This window comes from Streptococcus oralis, assembly GCF_003943385.1.
Lineage (GTDB): Bacteria > Bacillota > Bacilli > Lactobacillales > Streptococcaceae > Streptococcus > Streptococcus oralis_CA.
This window is the reverse complement of the sequence record NZ_RJPI01000002.1, coordinates 102,161-127,808: the sequence shown is the minus strand read 5'-3', so window position 1 is coordinate 127,808 and position 25,648 is coordinate 102,161. Positions and strand designations below refer to the sequence as shown.

Sequence of the window (25,648 nt, the reverse complement as noted above, 5' to 3'; positions counted from 1 at the left end):
AATACTCTTCCAATTATTTTGGAAATAATTTAATTTCTGATTTAACGTATATTTTCTCAGAAGGGCTATTATTCCAACTTTTTTAAGGGTAGTCTCATTTTGGACCGAAAGAAAAAGATTGAAGAAATCGTCCAAAATGAACTTTTCTTCAATCTGGAGGCTCGCACCTCTTTTTCTTATTTCTTTTTCCGATTTAATACGGCATTGAGTACAATGGCAAGTAGGCTGGCTACGACAATTCCATTTGAGAAGAACATTTGGAAGGCTGTCGGCATGCTGATAAAGAGATTACTATTGTTGAGTCCAACACCAGCAGCGATTGAAACAGCTGCGATAAGGAAGTTATGTTCATTGTTAGCAAAGTCAACGCGGGCGAGGATTTGCATACCTTGAAGGGAAACAAAGCCAAACATCACCAGCATGGCACCTCCAAGAACAGGGCTCGGAATGATTTGGGCGAGGGCTCCAAACTTAGGAAGGAGTCCAAGGAGGACTAGGAAACCAGCAGCGTAGTAGATTGGAAGACGGGTCTTGATACCTGACAATTTGACCAAGCCAACGTTTTGTGAAAATCCTGTGTAAGGGAAGGTGTTAAAGATTCCTCCGAGAAGTACGGCCAGACCTTCTGCACGGTAACCGTTGCGAAGGCGTGTGCTGTCGATTGGGTCATTGGTAATATCAGACAAGGCCAGGTAAACACCAGTGGATTCAACCATAGAAACCGTTGCAATGATACACATCATGACAATAGATGAGATTTCAAAGGTTGGCACCCCAAAGTAGAGAGGAGTTGGGACATGGACAAGCGGTGCTGCCGCAACAGGGGAGAAATCAACCAAGCCCATGGTAGCAGCAATGGCGGTTCCGACAACCAGACCAATCAAAATGGAAATAGACTTGATAAATCCTTTGGTAAAGATGTTGATCAAGAGGATGATCAGAACAGTGATGGCTGCAAGCAAGAGACTTTGACCAGTTGGCTCTGGGACGTTATTTCCCATATTTCCAATAGCGACAGGAATCAGGGTTAATCCGATAGTCGTAATAACAGATCCTGTTACGATAGATGGGAAGAGATTGGCCACTTTTGAGAAAATGCCTGAAATCAGAACCACATAAATCCCTGAAACGATAAGGGCACCAAACATAGCACCGCTACCGTGGCTTTGTCCAATCATAATCAAAGGAGCGACTGATTGGAAGGCAACTCCGAGAACGACTGGTAGTCCAACACCAAAGTGTTTGTTGAGTTGGAGTTGGAGGAAGGTTGCCACCCCACACATGAAGATATCTGTGGAAATCAGATATGTCAACTGCTCAGCTGAATAGCCAAGAGCTGTCGCAATCATGATAGGAACTAGGATAGAGCCTGAGTACATTGCGAGAAGGTGCTGAAGCCCTAGAACCGCGGCTTGCGAGTGTTTTTCTTGTTTTTGCATTAGAGATCTGCCTCCTTAAATACGACCTGACCATTTTCAAAACGATCCAAACGAGCGAGTGATAGAACTGGATAGCCAGCTTTCTCGAGCAAATCACGACCATCTTGGAAGGATTTTTCAATCACGATACCGATGGCTTCGACTCTTGCACCGGCTTGTTCGATGATTTGGATCAAGCCTTTGGCAGCTTGTCCATTTGCTAGGAAATCATCGATAATCACGACCTTGTCCTCTGGTGAGAGGAATTTTCCAGCAATAGAAACGGTGCTGGTCACCTGCTTGGTAAAGGAGTAGACTTCGGCAGTTAAGATGCCTTCGTTCATGGTGATGTTTTTAGCTTTTTTGGCGAAAATCATAGGGACATCTAAGGCTTCAGCTGTAAAAACAGCTGGGGCAATGCCTGAAGCTTCAATGGTCACGACCTTGGTAATGCCAGCAGAAGCGAATTTATCCGCAAATACCTTACCGATTTCCCGCATCAAGCTGAAGTCAACTTGGTGGGTTAAAAAGGAATCTACCTTGAGAATGTTGTCACCCAAGATATGCCCATCCTGAAGGATGCGCTCTTCTAATAATTTCATAAGACCTCCTAAAGTCTAAAAGTCAAATTACTTGTTGTTTAAATGTTTCTATAGTGATCCAGTTTGCTAGTGCTATATATTTGATAAAATGATAAAACTAGTACGAGCGAAGCGAGTTTTATCAAATATTTCCCGCCGTAGTGGTATCATAGACAATAATCTTGTTATTGTCTATGACGGGATTTTTGAGACTTTTGGCTCAAAAATTAGGGATGAAATTCCGAAGGAAGTTGCTCCCGTCCGCACTAATTAAGGGAAATATTAAAAATATTTAGTTTACACTTAAAGGCGTGCTTTAATAAAAATATTTAAAAGGACCTACTTAATCCCCTAAGTAAGTCCCCAAAATAGGCATGGCCAACACCATACCTTCAGCTGACATACTCATTGTTAGGTGTTCCGGCACCTTGTAGAAACGTCGTGCCAATTCACGACATAAACAAGTAAAATGGTACTATAATAGAACGTCAAAGCGTTAATGTCATTATTTTACACTAAATAGCTTTAGAAATCAAATATTTTGTTGGCGTTTAGATAAAAAAAGCGAACAAACAGAAACCTACAACACGACACAGTATTGTAGGTTTCGATTATTCTATTCGCTAAATCTTATAAAATAACCATCAGGATCCAAAATCGCAAATTCATGAGGGTAAATAAAGCTATCTCCTACTCGAAATTCTCTTTTTGTCAGGGGACGATGGATAGGATAGTCAGCTTCCAGCAGTTTTTGGTGGAGCTGAGGAACATCCGCAATGCCAAAGGAAATATTGACACCGCGCCCGAAAGGATAGGTCAGCTGAGCTAATTCTTCTGCGCTGCCTTCTTCTAGCATAAGTTGGCAGTCTTCAAGCGAGAGGAAGAGAAATTTCTCCTCTGGACGCTCGTATTCGACAGAGAATCCTAGCAGGTCGCAGTAGAAGTGGCGTGATTTTTCGATGTCAGATACTACAAATTCAGGAATGACAGCTTGATAGTCCATTAGCTTTCTCCTTAGAGTTCAATTTCCAATACAATCGGCGTATGGTCTTGGCGAGCACCGGAGTCAATCATATCAGACTTGGTCACCTTGTCAGCCACGCGGTTGCTTGTCAGCCAGTAGTCGATTCTCCAGCCTGTATTGTTGATTTTAGAAGTCTTGCTGCGTTGCGCCCACCAAGTATAACGCTCTGGGACATCGCCGTGAATATGGCGGAAGGTGTCAGTAAATCCAGTTGCCAAGAGGTTGGTAAATCCAGCACGTTCCTCGTCGGTAAATCCAGGTGAACGGCGGTTGCTGGCAGGATTTGCAAGGTCAATTTCATTGTGGGCTACATTGTAGTCACCGGTCGCAAGGACTGGTTTTTCTTTGTCTAGTTCAGCCAAGTACTCCGCATATTTGACATCCCAGACTTGGCGTTCTTCCAAACGTTTGAGGCCGTCGCCAGCGTTTGGAGTGTAAACTTGGGTCACGAAAAATTCATCAAATTCTAGAGTGATGATGCGACCTTCTAAGTCCATGGTAGAAGGGGCACCGATTTCTGGAAAAGTGACAGTGGGTGTGAGTTCTTTCTTATAAAGGAACATGGTTCCAGCATAGCCTTTGCGGGCAGGTTCTTGAGAAGAACGCCACGTGTTTTCGTAGTTTGGAAAGAGTTCAGCTAAAATTTCCAAGTGTTTTTTAGTAGGACCCTTGGCAGAAAGCTTGGTTTCTTGGATAGCGATGATATCAGCATTTTCAGCGACCAAGGTTTGTAGTACTTCTTGGGACAATTTGGCACGAGTTGAGTCACTAGTTAGGGCAGCATTGAGGGAATCAATATTCCATGAGATGAGTTTCATAAAGTTACCTTTTTCATTCAGATTATAGATTTTATTATACCAAAAAAAGGTCCATTTCCCCAACGTATGGCTTGAAAAATCACTCTCTTTCGTTTATAATTAAGAATGATTTTATGAAAGGGAGTGAAAATAAATGAAATTTTACTCATATGACTATGTCCTCAGCCAAATTGGTCAGCAAAATGGCATCATGATTGGCTTTGGGATTGTGCTCCTAGCTATCACAGGATTTTTTGCTTTTAAAGCCTATCGAGATAAAAAGGGGACTAAGTTTCGGGAATTGGTCATGATTTTGGCCTTGACCTTGGTAGCCATGCTTTTGGTAACAATCTCAAAATACCAGACCAATCAAGCCTCTAACAACCAATTTCAAACTTCCCTTCATTTCATAGAGGTTGTTTCCAAAGACTTGGGAGTGGATAAATCAGAAGTTTATGTCAATACTTCTGCAGCCACTGATGGAGCACTTATCAAGGTAGGTTCAAATTTCTATCGTGCCATGAACGGGAGCCAACCAGACAAGTATCTTTTAGAGAAATTAGAATTGCATCAAACAGACGCTATTGAATTGGTGGAGGTAAACAAATGACACTCAATTATATGGAAATTTTAATCAAACTGGCCTTGGGTCTTTTCTCTCTTGTTTTTGTTATTAATGTGACAGGAAAGGGGAATCTAGCACCTAACTCAGCGATAGACCAAATTCAGAACTATGTTCTTGGTGGTATCATCGGTGGGGTGATTTACAATAGTTCAATCAGCATTCTGCAGTACGCAGTGATTTTGATGATGTGGACGATTTTGGTCTTGACCCTCAAGTGGCTCAATAACAATGTTCGTTTTGTCAAACGCTTGATTGATGGAAAACCAACTCTCCTTATCAAAAATGGGCAGATTGACCCAGAAGCCTGTCGTTCAGTTGGTTTGTCTGCAGCAGAAGTTGCTCTCAAACTTCGTAGCCAAGGAATTTTCCAGATGAAACAGGTCAAACGAGCTGTGCATGAGCAAAATGGCCAACTCATCGTGGTCCAAATGGGAGATGAAAATCCTAAGTATCCAGTTGTGACTGACGGTGTGATCCAAGTCGATGTTTTGGAATATATTGACCGTAGCGAAGAGTGGTTGCTTGATAATCTCAGCAAACAAGGGCATGACAATGTGGCCAATATCTTTATCGCTGAGTATGACAAGGGTGTCGTCTCAGTCGTGACCTATGAATAAGAAAAACCTGAGGTCTCTGCCTCAGGTTTCCATTTGCAATCAGAAAGGGATTTTATGTCCATTATTCAAAAACTCTGGTGGTTTTTCAAGTTAGAAAAGCGCCGTTATCTAGTCGGGATTGTGGCCTTGGTCTTGGTTTCCGTCCTTAATCTCATTCCCCCCATGGTTATGGGACGTGTGATTGACGCCATTACATCGGAGAAATTAACCCAGCAGGACCTCCTTCTTAATCTATTTTATCTACTGCTGGCAGCTTTTGGGATGTACTATCTGCGCTATGTTTGGCGCATGTATATCCTTGGAACTTCCTACCGTCTGGGGCAGATTATGCGTTCACGCCTATTTGAACACTTTACCAAGATGTCGCCAGCCTTTTATCAGACCTATCGGACGGGGGATCTGATGGCTCACGCAACCAACGATATCAATGCCTTGACTCGTCTAGCGGGTGGTGGGGTCATGTCTGCGGTGGATGCCTCTATCACGGCTCTGGTGACTCTGCTGACCATGCTTTTTAGCATTTCTTGGCAGATGACCTTGGTTGCTATTCTACCCCTGCCTTTCATGGCTTATGCGACCAGTCGTCTAGGGAGAAAGACTCACAAGGCCTTTGGCGAGTCACAGGCAGCCTTTTCTGAGCTCAATAACAAGGTGCAGGAGTCTGTATCAGGTATCAAAGTGACCAAGTCTTTCGGTTATCAGGCGGACGAGCTGGAGTCTTTTCAGGCAGTCAATGAATTAACCTTCCAAAAGAATCTCCAAACCATGAAATACGATAGTCTCTTTGATCCCATGGTTCTCTTGTTTGTTGGTTCGTCCTATGTCTTAACTCTTTTGGTCGGCTCCTTGATGGTTCAGGAGGGGCAAATCACAGTTGGAAATCTGGTTACCTTTATCAGCTACTTGGATATGCTGGTTTGGCCTCTTATGGCTATTGGTTTCCTCTTTAATATTACTCAGCGAGGGAAGGTGTCCTATCAGCGGATTGAGGATCTTTTGTCTCAGGAATCACCTGTAAAAGATCCTGAATTTCCTCTGGATGGTATTGAAAATGGGCGCTTGGAGTATGCTATTGATAGCTTCGCCTTTGAAAATGAGGAAACACTGACTGCTATTCACTTTAGTTTAGAAAAAGGGCAAACTCTGGGCTTGGTCGGGCAGACAGGCTCTGGGAAAACATCCTTGATCAAGCTCCTCTTGCGTGAGTATGATGTTGACAAGGGAGCCATTTACCTAAACGGTCATGATATTCGGAATTATCGTCTGACGGACCTTCGCAGTCTCATGGGCTATGTTCCTCAGGACCAGTTCCTCTTTGCGACTTCTATCTTAGACAATGTTCGTTTTGGAAATCCTAATTTGCCCCTTTCAACGGTTGAGGAAGCGACTAAGCTAGCCCAAGTTTACCAAGACATTGTAGCCATGCCTCAGGGATTTGATACGCTGATCGGTGAAAAAGGAGTTAGTCTTTCTGGTGGTCAAAAGCAACGTCTGGCCATGAGTCGGGCTATGATTTTAGACCCTGATATCTTGATTCTAGATGATTCCTTGTCAGCCGTGGATGCTAAGACAGAGTATGCGATTATTGACAATCTCAAGGAGACGCGGAAGGATAAGACAACTATCATAACGGCCCATCGCCTCAGTGCAGTTGTCCATGCAGATTTGATTTTGGTTCTGCAAAATGGCCAAATCATCGAACGGGGAACGCATGAAGAACTGCTAGCCCTGGATGGCTGGTATGCCCAAACCTACCAGTCTCAGCAGCTGGAAATGAAAGGAGAAGAAGATGCAGAATAAGAAAGAACAATGGACTGTATTGAAGCGCTTGATGTCTTATCTCAAGCCCTATGGACTCCTGACCTTTTTGGCACTCAGTTTTCTCCTAGCGACTACGGTCATTAAAAGTGTCATTCCCCTTGTGGCTTCCCACTTTATCGACCAGTACCTCAGCAACCTAAACCATCTTGCTGTGACCGTTTTGCTGGCCTACTATGGCCTCTATATCCTGCAAACTCTGGTCCAGTATGTCGGCAATCTTCTCTTTGCGCGGGTGTCATATAGCATTGTTAGGGATATTCGTCGCGATGCCTTTGCCAATATGGAGAAGCTCGGCATGTCTTATTTTGATAAGACGCCAGCAGGTTCGATCGTCTCTCGTTTGACAAATGATACTGAGACCATCAGTGATATGTTTTCGGGGATTTTATCCAGCTTTATTTCAGCAGTTTTTATCTTTCTGACAACTCTGTATACCATGTTGGTGCTGGATTTTCGTTTGACAGCTTTAGTCTTGCTCTTTCTTCCCTTGATTTTCCTTTTGGTCAATCTCTATCGGAAAAAGTCAGTCAAGATTATCGAGAAAACCAGAAGTCTCTTATCAGATATCAATAGTAAGCTGGCAGAAAACATCGAAGGAATCAGAATTATCCAGGCCTTTAATCAAGAGAAGCGCCTGCAGGCAGAATTTGATGAAATCAACCAAGAACACTTGGTCTATGCTAACCGATCTGTAGCCTTGGATGCCCTCTTTTTGAGACCTGCCATGAGTTTGCTGAAACTCCTAGGCTATACAGTCTTGATGGCCTACTTTGGCTACCGTGGACTTTCTATCGGGATAACGGCCGGAACCATGTATGCCTTTATCCAGTATATCAACCGTCTCTTTGATCCCTTGATTGAGGTGACGCAAAACTTTTCAACCCTTCAAACGTCCATGGTGTCTGCAGGTCGTGTTTTTGCCTTGATTGACGAGACGAACTATGAGCCTCTTCAAGAAAATGAGCAAGCCAAAATCAAAGAAGGCAATATTCGTTTTGAACATGTGTATTTCTCATATGATGGCAAACACCAAATCCTGGATGATATTTCCTTTTCAGTTAAGAAGGGGGAAACTATTGCCTTTGTAGGTCATACAGGTTCGGGGAAATCTTCGATTATTAATGTCCTCATGCGTTTTTATGAATTTCAGTCAGGGCTAGTTCTCTTGGATGATGTGGATATCAGGAACTACAGTCAGGAAGAGCTGAGAAAGAACATCGGTCTGGTCTTGCAGGATCCCTTCCTCTATCACGGGACTATCAAGTCCAATATCGCCATGTACCAAGATATCAGTGATGATCAAGTAAAGGACGCAGCTACCTTTGTAGATGCAGATTCCTTTATTCAGGACCTTCCTCAGGGTTACGACTCTCCTGTTTCTGAGCGTGGTTCGAGCTTTTCTACTGGACAGCGTCAGCTCCTTGCCTTTGCCAGAACAGTCGCCAGTCAGCCTAAAATCTTAATTTTGGATGAAGCGACAGCCAATATTGACTCTGAAACAGAAAGTTTGGTTCAAGATTCCCTAGCTAAGATGAGACAGGGGCGGACGACCATTGCCATCGCTCATCGCCTTTCAACTATACAAGATGCCAACTGTATCTATGTTTTGGACAAGGGGCGAATCATCGAGAGTGGAACCCATGAGGAACTCTTGGCCTTGGGAGGAACCTATCATAAGATGTATAGCTTGCAGGCAGGGGCCATGTCCTAATAAGAATTCCTCCAAATTACAGCTTTCTTGCACCGCCTTTTCCATTTTGTGGTATAATGAAAAATGTTGACAAATAGTATAATAAAAACAAAGGAGAAACAGCATGCTGAAATGGGAAGACTTGCCCGTGGAAATGCAATCAAGCGAGGTTGAGTCTTACTACCAGCTTGTCTCTAAAAGGAAAGGTTCGCTGGTTTTCAAGCGTTGTCTGGATTGGATTCTGGCCTTGGTTTTACTGATTTTGACTTCCCCAATCTTTCTTATCTTGAGCATTTGGATCAAGTTGGATAGCAAGGGACCTGTCATTTACAAGCAAGAGCGCGTGACCCAGTACAACCGTCGGTTCAAGATTTGGAAGTTCCGTACCATGGTGACGGATGCGGATAAAAAAGGAAGTCTGGTGACTTCTGCTAACGATAGCCGCATTACCAAAGTTGGGAATTTCATCCGCCGTATCCGTTTGGACGAACTGCCTCAGTTGGTCAATGTCCTTAAAGGAGAGATGTCTTTTGTCGGTACAAGACCTGAAGTGCCACGCTATACAGAGCAGTATAGTCCTGAAGTGATGGCGACCTTGCTCTTACCCGCAGGGATTACCTCTCCAGCCAGCATCAACTACAAGGATGAGGACACTATCATCAGTCAAATGACCGAAAAAGGCCTGTCAGTTGACCAAGCCTATGTCGAACATGTTCTTCCTGAAAAGATGCGCTATAATCTCGCCTATCTCCGAGAGTTTAGTTTCCTTGGAGACATCAAAATCATGTTTCAAACCGTGTTTGAAGTACTAAAATAAATAGTCATGAGAAAATGAGTACAGATAAAAGGAGCAAATAAATGCCAAATTACAATATTCCATTTTCACCACCCGATATTACAGAAGCTGAAATTGCTGAAGTAGCGGATACCCTACGTTCTGGCTGGATCACAACAGGTCCTAAGACAAAAGAACTGGAGCGTCGCTTGTCTCAATACACACAGACACCTAAGACTGTCTGCCTCAACTCTGCGACTGCCGCTCTTGAGTTGATTTTACGTGTCTTGGAAGTGGGACCTGGTGATGAAGTCATCGTTCCAGCCATGACCTATACAGCTTCATGTAGTGTCATCACTCACGTGGGAGCAACACCTGTCATGGTGGATATCCAAGCAGATACGTTTGAGATGGACTATGACCTTCTTGAGCAAGCCATTACTGAAAAGACTAAGGTGATTATTCCGGTTGAGCTTGCAGGGATTGTTTGTGACTATGACCGTTTGTTCCAAGTTGTGGAGAAAAAACGTGATCTCTTTACAGCTTCAACCAAGTGGCAAAAGGCCTTTAACCGTATTGTGATTGTCTCTGATAGTGCCCATGCTTTGGGATCTACTTATAAAGGGCAACCAGCTGGTTCTATCGCTGACTTTACTTCCTTCTCATTCCATGCCGTTAAGAACTTTACAACTGCTGAGGGAGGAAGTGCGACTTGGAAAGCCAATCCAGCGATTGACGATGAAGAGATGTACAAGGAGTTCCAAATCCTTTCCCTTCATGGTCAAACTAAGGATGCTCTTGCTAAGATGCAATTGGGTTCATGGGAGTACGATATCGTAACGCCAGCCTACAAGTGTAACATGACGGATATCATGGCTTCGATTGGTTTGGTACAATTGGATCGTTACCCTGGTTTGCTACAACGTCGTAAGGACATCGTGGACCGCTATGATCGTGGTTTTGCGGGTACTCGTATTCACCCACTGGCACACAAGACTGATACTGTCGAATCTTCACGCCACCTCTACATCACCCATGTAGAAGGAGCAAGTTTAGAAGAACGCAACCTCATCATCCAAGAATTGGCCAAAGCAGGAATTGCAAGTAATGTACACTATAAACCGCTTCCTCTCTTGGCAGCCTATAAGAATCTTGGTTTTGATATGGCAGATTATCCAAGAGCCTATGCCTTCTTTGAAAATGAAATTACGCTCCCTCTTCATACAAAATTAAGCGATGAAGAAGTTGATTACATCGTTCAGACTTTGGTGAGAATTTCCGAAGAAATCCTCGGTTCTGGAAAAAAATCATAAAAAAATCTTGACAAAAATCGGACAATAGCATATAATATTCTCAACAAATCAGAAAAGTAACTATTTTTGATCTTCAGGGAGCCTGTGGTGATTGTGAACAGGTGGTTGAAAATAGTGAAAGTGGGCTGATTTAAAAAATGAATTTGAAACAATGAAAATTCGGTGCGCACACCTTACAGTGCAACTTGTTGTTAGACAAGGCAGAGATGTAAAGGGGAATAGTCCCTTTATAATTGAGGTGGCACCGCGTTACCAACGCCCTCACACGGAAGTGGATTCTGTGTGTGGGTTTTTTTCATATCTTGAAATCAATACTGAAAGAGGAAATTTTTATGACAACTAAAGGTTATTTTGGACAATTTGGTGGTAGTTTTGTACCGGAGCCGATTCAGGCTTTGTTGGATGAGTTGGAAGTGACATTTGACAAGTACAAGGATGACCCAGAATTTTTGGCAGAATTTCGCCATTACTTGAAGGATTATTCAGGTCGCGAAACACCACTCTATTTTGCAGAAAGTTTGACAGATCACTTAGGTGGCGCTAAGATTTATCTCAAGCGCGAAGATCTTAACCACCTAGGTTCTCACAAGCTCAACAATGTTTTAGGACAAATTCTTCTTGCCAAACGTATGGGCAAAAAACGAGTGATTGCAGAAACAGGAGCTGGTCAGCACGGTGTTGCGACAGCAGCAGCTGCAGCTAAGTTTGGTATGGCCTGTGATGTTTATATGGGGGCAGAGGATGTGGAACGTCAACGTCTCAATGTTTTCCGTATGGAGATGATGGGAGCTACCGTTCACGCAGTTGAAACAGGGACACGAACTCTTAAGGATGCGGTCGATGCAGCCTTTGGAGCATGGATGAATGACCTTGAAGCCTTCTACGTTTTGGGATCTGCTGTGGGGCCTCACCCTTATCCAACTATTGTTCATGAGTTCCAAAAAGTGATTAGTGAAGAATCACGTCGTCAAATCTTGGAAAAAGAAGGACGTTTGCCAGACTATGTTATTGCCTGTGTAGGTGGTGGTTCCAATGCTATCGGTGCTTTTTCACAGTATGTGGCTGATGAAGAAGTCAAATTGGTTGGGGTCGAAGCTGCCGGTCACGGGCTTGACACAGACAAGCATGCAGCCACTATGACAAAGGGTAGTGTCGGAATTGTCGATGGTATGAAGACCTATGCAGTCTTTAAGGAAGATGGAGAGCTGGCACCAGTTTACTCTATCTCAGCTGGTTTGGACTATCCAGGGGTTGGCCCAGAACACGCCTACTTCAAAGATTCTGGCCGCGTGGAATACGTAGCAGCGACAGATGAAGAAGCTGTTCAAGCCTTGCTCCTTCTCAGCAAGACTGAAGGGATTATCCCAGCGATTGAAAGTTCGCACGCCATCGCAGAAGCGGTTAAACGTGCACCGAAACTAAGTAAAGATGAGATTATCATCATCAATGTCTCTGGTCGTGGAGACAAGGACGTAGCTGCGATTGCAGACTACCTAGAAGCTAAAAAATAAAAGATGGAAAAATTACAGTCCTTTCTCTCACAGAGAGCTTGTGGTTGCTGGAAACAAGCAGAGAAAGCTGTAAGGTTGGGTCCATCTGAAACGAGAGAAGAAAACATAATTCTCAAGGGAGTGCCCTTTATCGCACAGCCTGTTACAGGAGGTTTCTGAGACAGGAATGAGAGATAGGAGAAATCCTATAATTGAGGTGGCACCGCGAATTTCGTCCTCACGCAAGTTATTTTGCGTGGGGATTTTTCATACAATCGCCACGGACTAGAAGTAAAACTGAAAGGGAAATTACAATGGAACGAATCATTCACGGAGATGTCTTATCACCAATCTTGGCTTATATGCGTCTAAAGGGGCACCACAAGGTTATCTTAGAGAGTATTCCGAGAGACAAAGAAACAGCTCGTTTTTCTATCTTAGCCTATAATCCTATTTTTGAGATTCAGTTTGAAAATGGAGTTCTTTATCAAAATGGTCAAGTGATTGATCGGGATCCCTTGGATTACCTCTATGAAGTGACTCATAAGAGTCAGCACCATTCAGATCTACCTTTTGGTGGGGGAGCCATTGGCTTTGTTGGTTACGATATGATTTCTCTTTATGAAGAAATTGGCCAGATTCCTCAAGATACAATTGGGACGCCAGACATGCATTTCTTTGTCTATGAGAGCTACATGGTTTTTGATCACAAGAAGGAAAAAATCCATGTCATTGAGGATGCTCTTTACAGCGAGCGTAGTCAAGAAGACTTGGAAAAAGCCTTGAACCAAGTGCTTGAGGAATTACGCATCCCTGCTCCAAATGAATTTGAAGACTTGGATTTATCTCCGCTGGACTTCAAACCGCATATCGCTCCTCAGAAGTTTGAGCAAATGGTCGAAACAGCTCGTGACTTGATTCGTAATGGCGATATGTTCCAATGTGTGCTCAGTCAGCGTTTCTCAGCAGAAGTTACTGGAAATCCATTTGACTTTTATAGAAATCTTCGTGTGACCAATCCATCTAATTACCTCTATTTCTATGATTTTGGTGATTATCAAATCATCGGTGCCAGTCCTGAAAGTTTGGTTTCTGTCAAAAATGGCATCGTAACTACCAATCCGATTGCAGGTACGCGACCAAGAGGGGCTACGGATGAAGAGGACAAGGCCTTGGCGACTGACCTGCTTTCTGATGAGAAGGAAACAGCAGAACATCGTATGTTGGTAGACTTGGGACGTAATGATATCGGTCGCATCTCTGAAACGGCAAGTGTCCAAGTCACCAAGTATATGGAAGTGGAGCTCTTCCGCTATGTCATGCATTTGACCAGCGTGGTCAAGGGACGTTTGCTTCCAGAACTCACTGCTATGGATGCTTTAAAATCAACACTTCCAGCTGGAACAGTTTCAGGAGCACCAAAGATTCGGGCCATGAGACGCATCTATGAATTGGAAACGGAAAAACGAGGCGTATACGCAGGAGCAATCGGCTACTTGTCTGCGACGGGTGATATGGACTTCGCCATCGCCATCCGAACTATGATTCTCAAAAATCAAAAAGCCTATGTGCAGGCTGGGGCAGGGATTGTCTACGACTCCATCGCCCAAAACGAATACCAAGAAACCATTAACAAGGCTAAATCTATGACTAGAATTGGAGAACAAAGACCATGATTTTATTGATTGACAACTATGATTCTTTTACCTATAACTTGGCGCAATACATCGGGAATTTTGCAGAAGTGCAGGTCTTGAGAAATGACGATCCCAAGCTGTATGAAGAAGCTGAAAAAGCAGATGGTCTGGTTTTTTCTCCCGGTCCTGGTTGGCCAGTGGATGCCGGAAAGATGGAAGATATGATTCGTGATTTTGCAGGTAAGAAGCCGATTCTAGGCATTTGTTTGGGTCACCAAGCCATCGCAGAAGTCTTTGGTGGGAAGCTAGGTTTGGCTCCAAAAGTCATGCATGGGAAACAGAGCCATATCAGCTTTGAAGCGCCATCTGTTTTGTATCAGGGTATTGAGGATGGTCGTCCAGTCATGCGTTACCACAGCATTTTGATTGAAGAAATGCCAGAAGGCTTTGAAGTGACAGCTCGTTCGACTGATGACCAAGCTATTATGGGAATTCAACACAAAGGTCTGCCAATTTATGGCTTCCAGTACCATCCAGAGAGTATCGGAACGCCAGATGGCTTGTCTTCTATTCGGAATTTTATCGAGAAGGTTGTAAAGTGAGGAAACTAGGATGAAAGAGATTATTGAAAAATTAGCAAAATTTGAAAATTTATCAGGTGTGGAAATGACGGACGTCATTGAGCGTATCGTAACTGGACGTGTAACAGAGGCACAGATTGCTTCTCTCCTTTTAGCTCTTAAGATGAAGGGGGAAACACCGGAAGAACGCACAGCCATTGCACAAGTCATGAGAGGACATGCCCAACACATTCCAACTGAGATACATGATGCCATGGACAACTGTGGTACTGGTGGAGACAAGTCCTTCAGCTTTAACATCTCAACAACTGCAACCTTTGTCTTGGCTGGTGGCAGCATTCATATGGCTAAGCATGGTAATCGCTCGATTTCTTCTAAATCAGGTTCGGCAGACGTCCTTCAAGCCTTGGGTATCAACCTTGACCTCAAACCAGCTGAACTAGGTAAGGTTTTCGATAAAACTGGAATCGTCTTTCTCTTTGCTAAAAATATGCACCCAGCTATGAAATACATCATGCCAGCTCGTTTGGAATTGGGAATTCCAACAATCATGAACTTGACTGGTCCACTGATTCACCCAATGGCTTTGGAAACACAGCTTCTTGGTATTAGTCGTCCAGAACTGCTAGAAAGTACCGCTCAGGTTTTGAAAAATATGGGTCGCAAACGTGCCATCGTGGTTGCTGGACCAGAAGGGCTAGATGAAGCTGGCTTGAACGGAACAACCAAGATTGCTCTTCTTGAAAATGGCGAAATCACCTTGTCAAGCTTTACTCCAGAGGATTTGGGGATGGAACGCTACGCTATCGAAGATATTCGTGGAGGGAATGCTCAGGAAAATGCAGAAATTTTGCTCAGCGTTCTTCAAAACGAACCAAGTCCATTCTTGGAAACGACAGTTCTAAATGCAGGTCTTGGCTTTTATGCCAATGGCAAGGTAGCTAGTATCAAGGAAGGAGTAGCCTTGGCCCGTCAAGTGATTGCTAGTGGCAAGGCCCTTGAAAAACTCAGACTGTTACAGGAGCACCAAAAATGAGTCAGGAATTTTTAGCACGAATTTTAGAGCAGAAGGCGCGTGAGGTCGAGCAGATGGAGCTGGAGCAAATCCAGCCCTTGCGCCAGACCTATCGCTTGGCTGAATTTTTGAAGAATCACCAAGACCGCTTGCAGGTAATCGCTGAGGTCAAGAAAGCTAGCCCTAGTCTGGGAGATATCAATCTCGATGTGGATATTGTGCAACAGGCCCAGACTTATGAAGCGAACGGAGCAGTGATGATTTCTGTTTTGACAGATGAAGTCTTCTTTAAAGGGCATTTGGATTATCTACGAGAGATCTCCAGTCAGGTGCAGATTCCGACGCTCAACAAGGACTTTATTATTGACGAAAAGCAAATCATCCGTGCTCGCAATGCAGGTGCGACAGTCATCTTGCTCATCGTGGCTGCCTTGTCAGAAGAACGCCTCAAGGAACTCTATGACTACGCGACAGAGCTTGGTCTGGAAGTCTTGGTGGAGACCCACAATCTAGCTGAACTAGAAGTGGCCCACAGGCTTGGTGCTGAGATTATTGGGGTTAACAACCGCAACTTGACCACCTTTGAGGTCGACTTACAGACCAGTGTAGACTTGGCCCAGCACTTTGAGGAAGGTCGCTATTACATTTCTGAATCTGCTATTTTTACAGAGTCAGATGCGAAACGAGTTTCACCCTACTTTAACGGAATTTTGGTAGGAACAGCTCTCATGCAGGCAGAAGATGTGGCCCAGAGAATCAAGGAGTTACAGATTGACAAAGGTTAAGATTTGTGGACTATCGACTAAAGAAGCGGTAGAAACAGCCGTATCAGCAGGGGCGGATTATATCGGTTTTGTCTTCGCACCTAGTAAAAGACAGGTGACCTTGGAAGAGGCTGCTGAGCTGGCAAAGCTCATTCCTGTGAACATTAAGAAGGTTGGTGTATTTGTTTCACCAAGTCGGGAAGAATTACTAGATGCGATTGAAAAGGTTGGATTGGATTTGGTACAGGTTCACGGTCGAGTGGCAGATGATTTGTTTGAGGATTTGCCTTGTGCCAGCATTCAGGCTGTGCAGGTGGATGGAGATGGTCACGTGCCAAGTTCTCAGGCAGATTATCTCCTCTTTGATGCACCTGTGGCAGGGAGTGGCCAGACCTTTGACTGGGGTCAACTGGATACGACGGGATTAGCTCAGCCCTTCTTTATAGCAGGTGGGCTAAAGGAAGACAATGTAGCAAAAGCAATTCAACACTTTACTCCCTATGCAGTAGATGTATCAAGCGGAGTGGAGACAGATGGACAAAAAGATCATGAAAAGATTAGAAGATTTATAGAGAGGGTAAAGTATGGCATATCAAGAACCAAATAAAGATGGATTTTACGGAAAATTCGGCGGACGTTTCGTCCCAGAAACATTGATGACAGCAGTTTTGGAGTTGGAGAAAGCCTACCGTGAAAGTCAGGCAGACCCAAGTTTCCAAGAGGAATTAAACCAACTCTTGCGCCAGTACGTAGGACGTGAAACTCCTCTTTACTATGCAAAAAACTTGACCCAGCATATCGGCGGAGCCAAGATTTATCTCAAACGGGAAGACCTCAACCATACAGGGGCCCACAAGATTAATAATGCCTTAGGGCAAGTTCTTCTCGCTAAACGTATGGGAAAAAAGAAAATTATCGCTGAAACAGGTGCTGGTCAGCACGGTGTGGCAACTGCAACAGCTGCAGCCCTCTTCAACATGGAATGTACCATCTACATGGGTGAGGAAGATGTCAAACGACAAGCTCTTAATGTCTTCCGTATGGAGCTTTTGGGAGCCAAGGTCGAGGCTGTGACAGATGGTTCGCGCGTGCTCAAGGACGCGGTCAATGCGGCCCTTCGTTCATGGGTGGCAAATATCGATGATACCCACTATATCCTTGGTTCTGCCTTGGGACCTCATCCATTCCCAGAAATCGTCCGTGACTTCCAAAGTGTGATTGGTCGAGAAGCCAAACAACAGTACCGTGACTTGACAGGACAAGACTTACCAGATGCCCTAGTAGCTTGTGTTGGTGGTGGTTCTAATGCCATTGGTCTCTTCCATCCATTCGTAGAAGATGAGTCAGTAGCTATGTATGGGGCTGAAGCAGCTGGACTTGGTGTGGATACAGAGCACCACGCAGCAACTTTGACTAAGGGTCGTCCAGGTGTCCTCCACGGTTCTCTTATGGATGTGCTCCAAGATGCCCATGGTCAAATTCTTGAAGCCTTCTCTATCTCAGCAGGTTTGGACTACCCTGGTATCGGTCCAGAACATTCTCACTATCATGATATCAAACGTGCCAGCTATGTTCCTGTGACGGACGAAGAAGCCTTGGAAGGATTCCAACTCTTGTCTCGTGTGGAAGGAATTATCCCAGCCTTGGAATCAAGCCACGCCATTGCCTTTGCAGTGAAATTGGCCAAAGAACTTGGTCCAGACAAGTCTATAATTGTCTGCCTATCCGGTCGTGGGGACAAGGATGTAGTTCAAGTCAAAGACCGCTTGGAAGCAGATGCAGCAAAGAAGGGAGAAGCCCATGCCTAAGACTTTAACAGAAAAATTGAACGCTATCAAAGCAGCTGGAAAAGGAATTTTTGTTCCTTATATCATGGCTGGGGACCATGAGAAAGGTTTGGATGGTCTCGGTGAAACAATCCACTTTTTAGAAGATTTGGGTGTTTCAGCTATTGAAGTGGGAGTTCCTTTCTCAGACCCAGTTGCAGATGGTCCAGTTATCGAAGAAGCAGGCTTGCGCAGTCTAGCTCGCGGAACCTCTACCCAGGCTTTGGTTGAAACCTTGAAAACCATTGAAACAGAAATCCCGCTTGTCATCATGACCTACTTTAACCCTCTCTTTCAATACGGTGTTGAGAAATTTGTCAAAAATCTGGCAGATACAGCGGTCAAGGGCTTGATTATTCCAGACCTTCCTCATGAGCATGCCAACTTTGTAGAACCATTTTTGGCAGACACAGACATGGCCTTGATTCCCCTAGTTAGTTTGACGACTGGACTTGAGCGCCAAAAAGAGTTGATCAAGGGAGCAGAAGGATTTGTCTATGCCGTTGCTATTAACGGGGTGACAGGGAAATCAGGCAATTACCGTGCAGACTTGGACAAGCACTTGGCGCGACTTCATCAAGTGGCCGATATCCCAGTCTTGACAGGATTTGGTGTGTCTAGTCAAGAAGACGTAGAACGCTTCAATGCGGTGTCAGATGGCGTTATCGTCGGTTCAAAAATCGTAAAAGCCCTCCATGAAGGAGAGCCGATTCAGGACTTTATCAAACAAGCAGTAGCTTACCAAAAATAATCACACAAGCAGCGAGTAATAGGAAAGGCACAAAAGGAAGTCTTTCCTTTTTCTTTTGCAGGAGAAAGGCCAGAATGCCCGTCGCAGAAGCGAACTGAATCAAGATGAGTAATTCGGTCGCGCTAAAGACGAGAGCACAAGAAGCCAGAAAGAGAAAATCCCCTGCTCCCATACGGATATCAATAAAATGAGCCATGATTCCAAGAATAAGGAAGAAGACCATGACCAGATTCCAACCACAGAAGGCCATGAGGATTAGGTGGAAAGTCATCCAGACTAGTAAAGGATATTCCTGATGGCGAAAGTCGTAAATGCCCAAGGTCAAGCCAGCAGTGATGAGGATGACTTGACCCAAGGAAATCCAACCCCATGACCAAGTCAGAAAAAGTAGTCCTAAGCCGAGTTCAAAAAGGGCATACCAGATAGGATAGTGAATCTTGCAGTAGCGACAGCGAAAGCGATTAACCACCTGCGAAAGGATAGGAATCAAATCTAGCGGACGCAAGCGAGTCTGACAGGAATTGCAGTGGCTAGCTGGTCGAATAATGGATTGCTCAGGAAAACGGTCAATGACCAAACCCAAGAAAGAAGCGAGAATGCTTCCGACAAGAAAAAAATAAAGATCAATCATACTTATCTATTCGTAAAAAATAGAAGAAGTAGTATAATAAAGAAACATAGATAAGATAGTGAGGTCAAGATGATGATTCGTTTTGAAGAAAATGTGAGCACAGAAAACGCTCAACTCGTATGCCAATGGTCCAATTCCCTTGGCAAATCCTTTCAAGAACAATGGATGGGAACAATGATTCCTTTTCCCTTAACAATTCAAATCTTGCAAGATTTGGAAGGAATCTTTTCAATCTTTGATGGACAAGAGTTTGTGGGGCTTATCCAGAAAATCAGACTAGAAGACAGGAATCTTCATATCGGGAGATTTTTTATCAACCCTCAGAAACAGGGGCAAGGCTTAGGTAGCCAGGCTTTAAGGAAATTTGTTAGTTTGGCCTTTGAAAATGAAGACATAGATACTATTTCTCTAAATGTCTACGAGGCAAATCAAACAGCTTACAAGCTTTACCAAAAAGAAGGATTTGAAATCGTTCAAATGGTTGAAACACCTATACGAAAATACATCATGAAAAAGTTTAGATAGAAATCAAAAAAGCCTTGGTTCCCAAAGCTTTTTTATGTTATAAACTCATTAAAAGAACCCCCAGTTAGATTTGGAATATTTTTTATTCTGTGTCATATAAAAATAAATAAAATGAATGGCTATAGCTAGAGCTAAAATGGTTGTTATACTCACTACTATTATAGGATTAGAAGCAAAGATTAAAGAGAGAATAAAGGCAGCCAGATAGAGTGTCGCTTGGACACAGTAGTAACTTTTCGAATAGCGAAGATAGTGTTTGTTATAGGGCCCATTTACTAGGACAGCAGCTTGAAAGAGGCCAAATCCGATATAAGAGAAGCTGGTTGCAAAGAGACGATTAGCTTCAGGATTCTGAAGAAAACTCATCGATACAATCATCATCATAAGTCCAATGAAAATAGGATAGTGACTGTAAATTAGAAATAGTCCCTTTTGATTAGATTTTTCATCAATAGCATGGTCGAATTGACCAAAATAAAACAAGAACAGAGAAATCATAATAATGAAATAAAGAACCGAATAAATCGAGAAATTCTCGATTGTAAAGAAGTTAGCTAGATTCGTAATCATCTCTCCAAACGTAATAATGACAAGAAGGGAGATGCGCTCGATTAAATGGGGAAGATTTACCTGGTAATGCTTATCTTTATTAAGCAAGATACTTGGCGTAATAAATGTTAGCAGAATACTAGCATAAAGGATATAGACTCCAATGTAAATAGGAAGAAGAGCTACTAGATAGATTTCTAAACTTCGTAGACCTGTTATCCATAGAAAACCTTTGATACTTTCCCTATGAACATTATCGGTTGATTTTTTAAAAAACTCAACCAAATATTGAAAAAATAAGGTAAGGGTTAATGTACCAATAGCCCAACAGAGATAATGAAAATATTGTTGCCAATCAGGTCCAATCATATTGGCTATAAAGAGTAAAAGTCCCATTTTGATAAACATGATTACCATGTTAAATAAAGAGTTCTTTCCATAGCGATTGGTATAAACGGTTTGAATCATCCATGAATCAGTGAGAAGCAAGACAGCCATGAAAAAATCAAGGAAAGAATTCCAAGTCAAAATACCGTTATGAAGATGCTCAATTAAAGTAGTTACTTTTGAAATTGCAAAAACAAAAACTAGGTCATAAAAAAGTTCTGAAAATTCTACACGTTTATGTTTAACAAGAGTTGTCATCTTAAGACCTTTCTATTTTAGAAGTACAATTTATTATAACAGAAAATGGTAATAAAAAAAAAGGAGATGCTTAAATAACTTCATGTGACGCGAATGAACTGCGCCACAAAAGTTAGGTTTTTTCTGTCTAACTTTTGGGGTGCAGTTCAGAAGGGGTGTTTTTTCTATCGTTTTTTAGTGCTAAGACTACACAAAAAAGCCTTGATTCCAAGGCTTTTTCCTGTTGATTTAGATGCCCCCTACAGGGATTTGGAAAGGACTTTCATATTGAGAGCAATTAAAAATATTGAAATATAAGTGATTTTAGGTATTTTCAATGTCATGATTTAAAAATGGGACAAAAGTGGGGCAAAAACCATACAGATTCTAAACTGTATGGTTCTTTTTTTATCTAACCAAGAAAGGTTAAAACTTATTAAAACACATGCAATCAACTGTTGAAAACTTTTTAGTCCGTGTAATATAAAAACAAGTAAAAAGTTGAACTATAGGGAATATTGTGTCATAATAGGTAATAGATGAATAATTAATAGATTGGAAATAATGCTTTCTTACCTTAACAAGTTGAATTGGTTATACATTTTTTCGTCTCAATTGTACTTATCTCTCAAGTTTAGTTAATTTTTATTAGCTTTGTTTTCGAATCAATAAAACNAATTTTAGAAGTGCATAAGACAAGATGGTGACATTACTACAGTCATTGCTAATCGCTATGTCTGCCTGGTACAGACTGTTTGTGCCGTTGGCTATTTACCAGTCAGTTTAATCAAAGGGCTTAATTTTTATTGTTGAAAGGTTTTTATATGGGGAAAATTCTCTCTTTAGGTCTGACAGGTAAGAAATTACTTGCTCAGGGTTTCTTGTTTGTTCTGCTAGGTCTTATCTTGATGGTCACGGGGACTTGGTTGCCAGTAACGATTATTCGACTGGCTCTGTTTTTAGCTTGGATAGCAACGGTCGTAGATTTGCTATTACGAGTTTTCAAAAAAAGCCAGTCAACGGATACCTTGGGAGTTGCACTGGTTAAATTGTTAGTGCTGGGATATTTGCTAGGTTCTAATCTTGCGACTGATATACCGATTTATGTTCTGGCTCTTGTGATTGGAGTTTATCAGATTTTTAGGGCCACGATTAATCTTGTCACCTATGTTCTCTACCGTAAAAATAATATTCGACCTCGTTTTCGTCTCTTACTAGATGGTATTCTACTAGTTTTTCTTGGTGGAGCTAGTCTTTTGTCCTCTACGGGAAATTCTGTCTTTCAACTCTTTGTTTTAGGGGCTTATTTTTTCCTTTATGGTCTGTCCAATATCCGTGACGGTTTCTTATTTGAAGGGGAAATTGGGAAAAACCATCTCAAACGTCGTATTAGAATTAGCTTACCTATTGTCCTAGCCGCTCTCATCCCTGCAAGAACTTTAGCAAAAGTTAACAAATTTATGCTGGAAAATGCTGATGAGGAAGAAGATATCCATCTTGGAATAGTGAAGTCTGGTAAGACAGCAGAGCTAGAAATTTTTGTTCATACAGCTGAGACCTCTCTGTTTTCGGCAATTGGTCATGTGGATATCTGCTATCAAGGCCGTGTTATTTCTTATGGCAACTATGATCCGTCTTCTGAGACCTTATTTGGCATGGTAGGAGATGGTGTCTTATATTTCTGTGATCGTGACAAGTACATTGACCTATGTAAACGTGAGAGTCAAAAAACGCTTTTTGGTTATGGGATAGATTTGACGCCTGAAATGGAAAAAGCAGTTCAGAAAAAGTTGGCTGAATTGAAACAACTGACGATTCCATGGGAGCCAAGTGCAGATAAAATCATGACAGGTGATGGTAAGGAAGACTACACCTACGCTTATAAAATCAGACATGAGACAGATGGGGAACTTTATAAATTTATCAAATCTAAGTTTAAATCCTACTTTGTCTTATCTACAAACTGTGTGCTCTTGGCTGATACCATAGTCGGTCAGGCTGGCACCGATATCCTCTCACCCAAAGGATTTATCGCTCCAGGAACTTACCAAGCCTACCTTGACCGAGAGTTTGAAAAACCAAATAGTATAGTCGTATCTAAACATGTTTATTAATGAGAATTTATGAACTTAGTAAAAAAATACACCCCGTTAATACTTTTTATAGGGCTGGTTGCTCTTGTAATTCTGAATGCATCGAGCTTTATATCAGGAGCAATCTCTCTCTTTGATGTAATATCAACCTTGATTTATGGTGCTGTTATTGCTTTTGTGCTTAATGTTCCTATGAAAAAAATTGAACAGTACTTAGTTAAATTGAAGGTAAAGGCAGAGTTGCGTCGTCCGATTGCCATGGTACTTGTTTTCCTAGCTCTTATCTTAATCGTGATTGCTCTTTTGGTTTTGGTGCTGCCAACCCTAGCCCAGACTATTAGTCAGCTGGGAACAGTCCTTTCAACAGTCCTTACTCAACTTGGGAAATTGCTAGGCAGCTCGGAATTTGTAACCAAAGACATGTTGTCAACTATCGTATCAGGCATACAGGGACAATCTAGTTCTATTAGCCAAGCTTTGATAGGTTTTTTATCAGGTCTGACTAGTAATATCGGCAATATTTTTTCAAGTTTGATGAATGCCTTTTTGATTATAGTCTTCACCTTTTCATTTTTATCCAGTAAGGAACATTTGGCAGCGATGACGAGTCGACTTCTAAAAGTTTTTCTTCCAGAGAAGGTGGTGATAAAGTTGACTTACATTGGACAAGTAGCACTAGAGACTTATGACCAATTTTTGATGAGTCAGCTGATTGAAGCAGTTATCATAGGAGTTATGATAGCGGTTGGTTACAGCGTGTTTGGGATACCCTATGGAGTAATGACAGGTATCTTTGCAGGAGTGCTATCGTTCATTCCTTATGTAGGGCCTATGATTGCTTGTGTTGTGGGAGCGATTTTTATCTTCACAGTGAGTCCTACTCAAGCCTTACTTTCTCTTCTTCTATATCAAGTTATACAGCTGATTGAAGGAAACCTTATTTATCCTAGAGTTGTAGGTCAGTCTATTGGTTTGCCAGCTATTTTCACGCTTGCGGCTGCTAGTATTGGAGGCAATCTCTTTGGCTTACTTGGGATGATATTCTTTACACCGATATTTGCTGTTATCTATCGATTGGTTAAGGAATTTGTCGTTGCAAAGGAAAATCAGCTAGATTAAGAAAAACTAAATTTAATAAGATATACTGAGAAGAGAGTGAGAGATTCTCTTCTCTTTTATTTTTAAATACTTTTCTACAAAAAGCTATTAGACGTTAAAAAAAGCCTTGGTTTCAAGGCTTATTTCTGTTGATTTAGATGTGCCCCCTGCAGGGCTCGAACCTGCGCCCCATAGCTTAAGAGTCTACTGCTCTACCAACTGAGCTAAGGAGGCAACAGAAAAAGCTGAGAATGTAACTTCCCAGCTATTTTAATATGCCCAAAATGGCAACTAGATTATTTACGAAAGGCATCAAGGATATAGGTGAAACCAACAATTAAAAATGCAAAGGCAACGACATAAACGACAAAGACACTTGTAGCTACTGGATTGAACAAAATCACTAGACCTAGTAAAAATGCAAGCAACGCTATCCACATGATATGGTTGCCAATAATAGGGAAAATCAATCCCAGACGATTGCCTTTAAAGAAAACTATAATGGCTTCTACAATTAACCAAATTCCTAAAATAGTTGGAATGACAACTGGCAGCGTCACAAAGCCATAGGCAACGAGGTAAAGAGCTAAGAGAAGATTAACAATCCCTTGGAAAAGATGAGCTGGTGAGCGAAGCTCTTTTGGTACAGAGAAATAGCCTAAAATAGCTGCTATAGAAGAAACCAGTAAACCAAATGCAATCCACCAGCTGTAAGCAACAAGATTAGCTACTGGGTTTGTAAATAGGAAAAGTCCTAAAAGGACAAAAACAACTCCTGCAAGGAATAGCAGTAAACGATTAGAAAATTTCATTTCAATACCCCCTATATAGTATAGTATAGTATAGTTTGATAATAAAAATATTATACACCTTTTTAGAGGAAATGTCAATAAACAAAATGGAAAATTTGGAAGTTTCAGTCTGATTTATGAAAAGAAAATCAGTTTTTATTATTTTGAAAATAAAAAGAGAAGATAAAATTTGTCTTCTCTACATGAAAATATTGTATGGAATCAAAGCAAAAGTAACTGGCTTTACACTATTTGTAAAGATGTAATTTGATTCAAAAAGAAAAGATAGATTTAAAATGTGGGACAAATGATGGGGTAAATCAGTTATAGACAAGCAAAAAAAGCCTTGATTTACAAGGCTTTTTCCTGTTGTATTTAGATGCCCCCTACAGGGATCGAACCTGTGACCCACGGATTAAGAGTCCGCTGCTCTGCCAGCTGAGCTAAGGAGGCAAAGAAAAAAGCTGTATTGGTGCCGAAACTTCACGGTTTGTATTGAACCCGCGCAATTAAGCAGGTGGGCAACTCGCTCTAACTGAAGCTGTTTCCGTGTGAGACGGCCTACATGCTGTTAGAAGACTTTTGTTTCCCTAATAATACAAAAAATAGTCG

Annotated in this window: 24 protein-coding genes, 2 tRNA genes, 1 riboswitch and 1 other annotated feature; of the genes, 17 read left to right on the top strand and 9 right to left on the bottom strand. The window is 42.2% G+C overall.

Features of this window, described 5'->3' with window-relative positions; all coding sequences use genetic code 11:
• Nucleotides 1–176 precede the first annotated feature (176 nt).
• The 4 genes from D8803_RS02420 to D8803_RS02405 form a co-directional block, all read right to left on the bottom strand.
• Nucleotides 177–1,439 (bottom strand): nucleobase:cation symporter-2 family protein, encoded by a 1,263-nt coding sequence (locus D8803_RS02420; protein WP_131200128.1) that lies wholly within the window; start codon nt 1,437–1,439, stop codon nt 177–179.
• Nucleotides 1,439–2,020, bottom strand: coding sequence for a xanthine phosphoribosyltransferase (locus D8803_RS02415; protein WP_131200127.1), 582 nt, complete (start codon nt 2,018–2,020; stop codon nt 1,439–1,441). Before D8803_RS02415 ends, D8803_RS02420 begins: the two co-directional genes overlap by 1 nt.
• 367 nt (nt 2,021–2,387) lie before the next feature.
• A riboswitch (purine riboswitch) is annotated at nt 2,388–2,483 on the bottom strand.
• A 132-nt stretch (nt 2,484–2,615) separates the two neighbouring features.
• Nucleotides 2,616–3,002 (bottom strand): bleomycin resistance protein, encoded by a 387-nt coding sequence (locus D8803_RS02410; RefSeq protein ID WP_131200126.1) that lies wholly within the window; start codon nt 3,000–3,002, stop codon nt 2,616–2,618.
• A gap of 11 nt (nt 3,003–3,013) precedes the next feature.
• Nucleotides 3,014–3,841, bottom strand: a complete 828-nt coding sequence (locus tag D8803_RS02405; RefSeq protein ID WP_033606285.1) for an exodeoxyribonuclease III — start codon at nt 3,839–3,841, stop codon at nt 3,014–3,016.
• Nucleotides 3,842–3,974: 133 nt separating this feature from the next.
• On the opposite strand from D8803_RS02405, the gene D8803_RS02400 reads away from it, so the two are divergent.
• The 14 genes from D8803_RS02400 to trpA all read left to right on the top strand — a co-directional run bounded on the left by D8803_RS02400 (nt 3,975) and on the right by trpA (nt 18,725).
• On the top strand, nt 3,975–4,430 hold the full coding sequence (locus D8803_RS02400; RefSeq protein ID WP_033606256.1) for a DUF3290 family protein: 456 nt from the start codon (nt 3,975–3,977) through the stop codon (nt 4,428–4,430).
• A complete protein-coding gene (locus tag D8803_RS02395) occupies nt 4,427–5,062 on the top strand; it encodes a DUF421 domain-containing protein (protein WP_131200125.1) in 636 nt (211 codons plus the stop codon). The genes D8803_RS02400 and D8803_RS02395 overlap by 4 nt, the downstream gene beginning before the upstream one ends.
• A 54-nt stretch (nt 5,063–5,116) precedes the next feature.
• On the top strand, nt 5,117–6,862 hold the full coding sequence (locus D8803_RS02390) for an ABC transporter ATP-binding protein (protein WP_131200124.1): 1,746 nt from the start codon (nt 5,117–5,119) through the stop codon (nt 6,860–6,862).
• A complete protein-coding gene (locus D8803_RS02385) occupies nt 6,852–8,594 on the top strand; it encodes an ABC transporter ATP-binding protein (protein ID WP_131200123.1) in 1,743 nt (580 codons plus the stop codon). Before D8803_RS02390 ends, D8803_RS02385 begins: the two co-directional genes overlap by 11 nt.
• Before the next feature lie 103 nt (nt 8,595–8,697).
• Nucleotides 8,698–9,390: a sugar transferase gene (locus tag D8803_RS02380; protein WP_131200122.1), complete on the top strand. Its 693-nt coding sequence runs from the start codon at nt 8,698–8,700 to the stop codon at nt 9,388–9,390.
• 41 nt (nt 9,391–9,431) lie between these two features.
• Nucleotides 9,432–10,661, top strand: coding sequence for a DegT/DnrJ/EryC1/StrS family aminotransferase (locus D8803_RS02375; protein WP_131200121.1), 1,230 nt, complete (start codon nt 9,432–9,434; stop codon nt 10,659–10,661).
• A gap of 332 nt (nt 10,662–10,993) precedes the next feature.
• Nucleotides 10,994–12,172, top strand: a complete 1,179-nt coding sequence (trpB, locus tag D8803_RS02365) for a tryptophan synthase subunit beta (RefSeq protein WP_045592556.1) — start codon at nt 10,994–10,996, stop codon at nt 12,170–12,172.
• Nucleotides 12,163–12,394 (top strand) — a binding site (T-box leader). It overlaps the preceding gene by 10 nt.
• A gap of 71 nt (nt 12,395–12,465) precedes the next feature.
• The gene (trpE, locus tag D8803_RS02360) at nt 12,466–13,827 is read left to right on the top strand and encodes an anthranilate synthase component I (protein ID WP_131200119.1); all 1,362 of its coding nucleotides are present in this window, start codon (nt 12,466–12,468) and stop codon (nt 13,825–13,827) included.
• Entirely contained in the window at nt 13,824–14,390 is a 567-nt protein-coding gene (locus D8803_RS02355; RefSeq protein WP_084946320.1) for an aminodeoxychorismate/anthranilate synthase component II, read from the top strand. The genes trpE and D8803_RS02355 overlap by 4 nt, the downstream gene beginning before the upstream one ends.
• 10 nt (nt 14,391–14,400) lie before the next feature.
• On the top strand, nt 14,401–15,405 hold the full coding sequence (gene trpD, locus D8803_RS02350) for an anthranilate phosphoribosyltransferase (protein WP_131200118.1): 1,005 nt from the start codon (nt 14,401–14,403) through the stop codon (nt 15,403–15,405).
• Nucleotides 15,402–16,169 carry an indole-3-glycerol phosphate synthase TrpC gene (gene trpC / locus D8803_RS02345; protein ID WP_131200117.1) on the top strand — a complete coding sequence of 256 codons (768 nt, stop codon included), beginning with the start codon at nt 15,402–15,404 and terminating at the stop codon, nt 16,167–16,169. The genes trpD and trpC overlap by 4 nt, the downstream gene beginning before the upstream one ends.
• Nucleotides 16,156–16,755 (top strand): phosphoribosylanthranilate isomerase, encoded by a 600-nt coding sequence (locus D8803_RS02340; RefSeq protein WP_190316789.1) that lies wholly within the window; start codon nt 16,156–16,158, stop codon nt 16,753–16,755. The genes trpC and D8803_RS02340 overlap by 14 nt, the downstream gene beginning before the upstream one ends.
• Nucleotides 16,733–17,956, top strand: coding sequence for a tryptophan synthase subunit beta (gene trpB, locus D8803_RS02335; protein ID WP_131200115.1), 1,224 nt, complete (start codon nt 16,733–16,735; stop codon nt 17,954–17,956). The genes D8803_RS02340 and trpB (D8803_RS02335) overlap by 23 nt, the downstream gene beginning before the upstream one ends.
• Nucleotides 17,949–18,725, top strand: a complete 777-nt coding sequence (gene trpA, locus D8803_RS02330) for a tryptophan synthase subunit alpha (protein WP_131200114.1) — start codon at nt 17,949–17,951, stop codon at nt 18,723–18,725. The genes trpB (D8803_RS02335) and trpA overlap by 8 nt, the downstream gene beginning before the upstream one ends.
• On the opposite strand, the gene D8803_RS02325 is transcribed toward trpA, so the two are convergent.
• Nucleotides 18,697–19,356: a prepilin peptidase gene (locus tag D8803_RS02325; RefSeq protein WP_131200113.1), complete on the bottom strand. Its 660-nt coding sequence runs from the start codon at nt 19,354–19,356 to the stop codon at nt 18,697–18,699. The genes trpA and D8803_RS02325 overlap by 29 nt on opposite strands.
• A gap of 69 nt (nt 19,357–19,425) precedes the next feature.
• On the opposite strand from D8803_RS02325, the gene D8803_RS02320 reads away from it, so the two are divergent.
• Nucleotides 19,426–19,881 carry a GNAT family N-acetyltransferase gene (locus tag D8803_RS02320; protein WP_131200112.1) on the top strand — a complete coding sequence of 152 codons (456 nt, stop codon included), beginning with the start codon at nt 19,426–19,428 and terminating at the stop codon, nt 19,879–19,881.
• 48 nt (nt 19,882–19,929) lie between these two features.
• On the opposite strand, the gene D8803_RS02315 is transcribed toward D8803_RS02320, so the two are convergent.
• Nucleotides 19,930–21,075: a low temperature requirement protein A gene (locus D8803_RS02315; RefSeq protein ID WP_131200111.1), complete on the bottom strand. Its 1,146-nt coding sequence runs from the start codon at nt 21,073–21,075 to the stop codon at nt 19,930–19,932.
• A gap of 803 nt (nt 21,076–21,878) precedes the next feature.
• Here D8803_RS02315 and D8803_RS02305 point away from each other — a divergent pair.
• Both D8803_RS02305 and D8803_RS02300 read left to right on the top strand, forming a co-directional pair.
• A complete protein-coding gene (locus tag D8803_RS02305; protein ID WP_131200110.1) occupies nt 21,879–23,168 on the top strand; it encodes a DUF308 domain-containing protein in 1,290 nt (429 codons plus the stop codon).
• Nucleotides 23,169–23,177: 9 nt separating this feature from the next.
• Nucleotides 23,178–24,266: an AI-2E family transporter gene (locus tag D8803_RS02300; RefSeq protein WP_001055021.1), complete on the top strand. Its 1,089-nt coding sequence runs from the start codon at nt 23,178–23,180 to the stop codon at nt 24,264–24,266.
• A gap of 140 nt (nt 24,267–24,406) precedes the next feature.
• Here D8803_RS02300 and D8803_RS02295 read toward each other — a convergent pair.
• The 3 genes from D8803_RS02295 to D8803_RS02285 form a co-directional block, all read right to left on the bottom strand.
• Nucleotides 24,407–24,479, bottom strand: a tRNA-Lys gene (locus D8803_RS02295).
• A 62-nt stretch (nt 24,480–24,541) separates the two neighbouring features.
• Complete coding sequence (locus D8803_RS02290; RefSeq protein ID WP_000672740.1) at nt 24,542–25,057, bottom strand: DUF308 domain-containing protein; 516 nt, start codon at nt 25,055–25,057, stop codon at nt 24,542–24,544.
• A 359-nt stretch (nt 25,058–25,416) separates the two neighbouring features.
• Nucleotides 25,417–25,489, bottom strand: a tRNA-Lys gene (locus tag D8803_RS02285).
• Nucleotides 25,490–25,648 lie beyond the last annotated feature (159 nt).

What these genes read in the sequence shown, in the direction of transcription:
- D8803_RS02390 (WP_131200124.1), top strand. Translation starts at nt 5,117, where the DNA reads ATGTCCATTATTCAAAAACTCTGGTGGTTTTTCAAGTTAGAAAAGCGC.
- D8803_RS02405 (WP_033606285.1), bottom strand. Translation starts at nt 3,841, where the DNA reads ATGAAACTCATCTCATGGAATATTGATTCCCTCAATGCTGCCCTAACT.
- D8803_RS02315 (WP_131200111.1), bottom strand. Translation starts at nt 21,075, where the DNA reads ATGACAACTCTTGTTAAACATAAACGTGTAGAATTTTCAGAACTTTTT.
- D8803_RS02300 (WP_001055021.1), top strand. Translation starts at nt 23,178, where the DNA reads ATGAACTTAGTAAAAAAATACACCCCGTTAATACTTTTTATAGGGCTG.
- trpD (WP_131200118.1), top strand. Translation starts at nt 14,401, where the DNA reads ATGAAAGAGATTATTGAAAAATTAGCAAAATTTGAAAATTTATCAGGT.
- D8803_RS02380 (WP_131200122.1), top strand. Translation starts at nt 8,698, where the DNA reads ATGCTGAAATGGGAAGACTTGCCCGTGGAAATGCAATCAAGCGAGGTT.
- D8803_RS02325 (WP_131200113.1), bottom strand. Translation starts at nt 19,356, where the DNA reads ATGATTGATCTTTATTTTTTTCTTGTCGGAAGCATTCTCGCTTCTTTC.
- D8803_RS02290 (WP_000672740.1), bottom strand. Translation starts at nt 25,057, where the DNA reads ATGAAATTTTCTAATCGTTTACTGCTATTCCTTGCAGGAGTTGTTTTT.
- trpB (WP_045592556.1), top strand. Translation starts at nt 10,994, where the DNA reads ATGACAACTAAAGGTTATTTTGGACAATTTGGTGGTAGTTTTGTACCG.
- D8803_RS02420 (WP_131200128.1), bottom strand. Translation starts at nt 1,439, where the DNA reads ATGCAAAAACAAGAAAAACACTCGCAAGCCGCGGTTCTAGGGCTTCAG.
- trpE (WP_131200119.1), top strand. Translation starts at nt 12,466, where the DNA reads ATGGAACGAATCATTCACGGAGATGTCTTATCACCAATCTTGGCTTAT.
- trpA (WP_131200114.1), top strand. Translation starts at nt 17,949, where the DNA reads ATGCCTAAGACTTTAACAGAAAAATTGAACGCTATCAAAGCAGCTGGA.
- D8803_RS02410 (WP_131200126.1), bottom strand. Translation starts at nt 3,002, where the DNA reads ATGGACTATCAAGCTGTCATTCCTGAATTTGTAGTATCTGACATCGAA.
- D8803_RS02320 (WP_131200112.1), top strand. Translation starts at nt 19,426, where the DNA reads ATGATGATTCGTTTTGAAGAAAATGTGAGCACAGAAAACGCTCAACTC.
- D8803_RS02400 (WP_033606256.1), top strand. Translation starts at nt 3,975, where the DNA reads ATGAAATTTTACTCATATGACTATGTCCTCAGCCAAATTGGTCAGCAA.
- trpC (WP_131200117.1), top strand. Translation starts at nt 15,402, where the DNA reads ATGAGTCAGGAATTTTTAGCACGAATTTTAGAGCAGAAGGCGCGTGAG.
- D8803_RS02305 (WP_131200110.1), top strand. Translation starts at nt 21,879, where the DNA reads ATGGGGAAAATTCTCTCTTTAGGTCTGACAGGTAAGAAATTACTTGCT.
- trpB (WP_131200115.1), top strand. Translation starts at nt 16,733, where the DNA reads ATGGCATATCAAGAACCAAATAAAGATGGATTTTACGGAAAATTCGGC.
- D8803_RS02355 (WP_084946320.1), top strand. Translation starts at nt 13,824, where the DNA reads ATGATTTTATTGATTGACAACTATGATTCTTTTACCTATAACTTGGCG.
- D8803_RS02375 (WP_131200121.1), top strand. Translation starts at nt 9,432, where the DNA reads ATGCCAAATTACAATATTCCATTTTCACCACCCGATATTACAGAAGCT.
- D8803_RS02395 (WP_131200125.1), top strand. Translation starts at nt 4,427, where the DNA reads ATGACACTCAATTATATGGAAATTTTAATCAAACTGGCCTTGGGTCTT.
- D8803_RS02415 (WP_131200127.1), bottom strand. Translation starts at nt 2,020, where the DNA reads ATGAAATTATTAGAAGAGCGCATCCTTCAGGATGGGCATATCTTGGGT.
- D8803_RS02385 (WP_131200123.1), top strand. Translation starts at nt 6,852, where the DNA reads ATGCAGAATAAGAAAGAACAATGGACTGTATTGAAGCGCTTGATGTCT.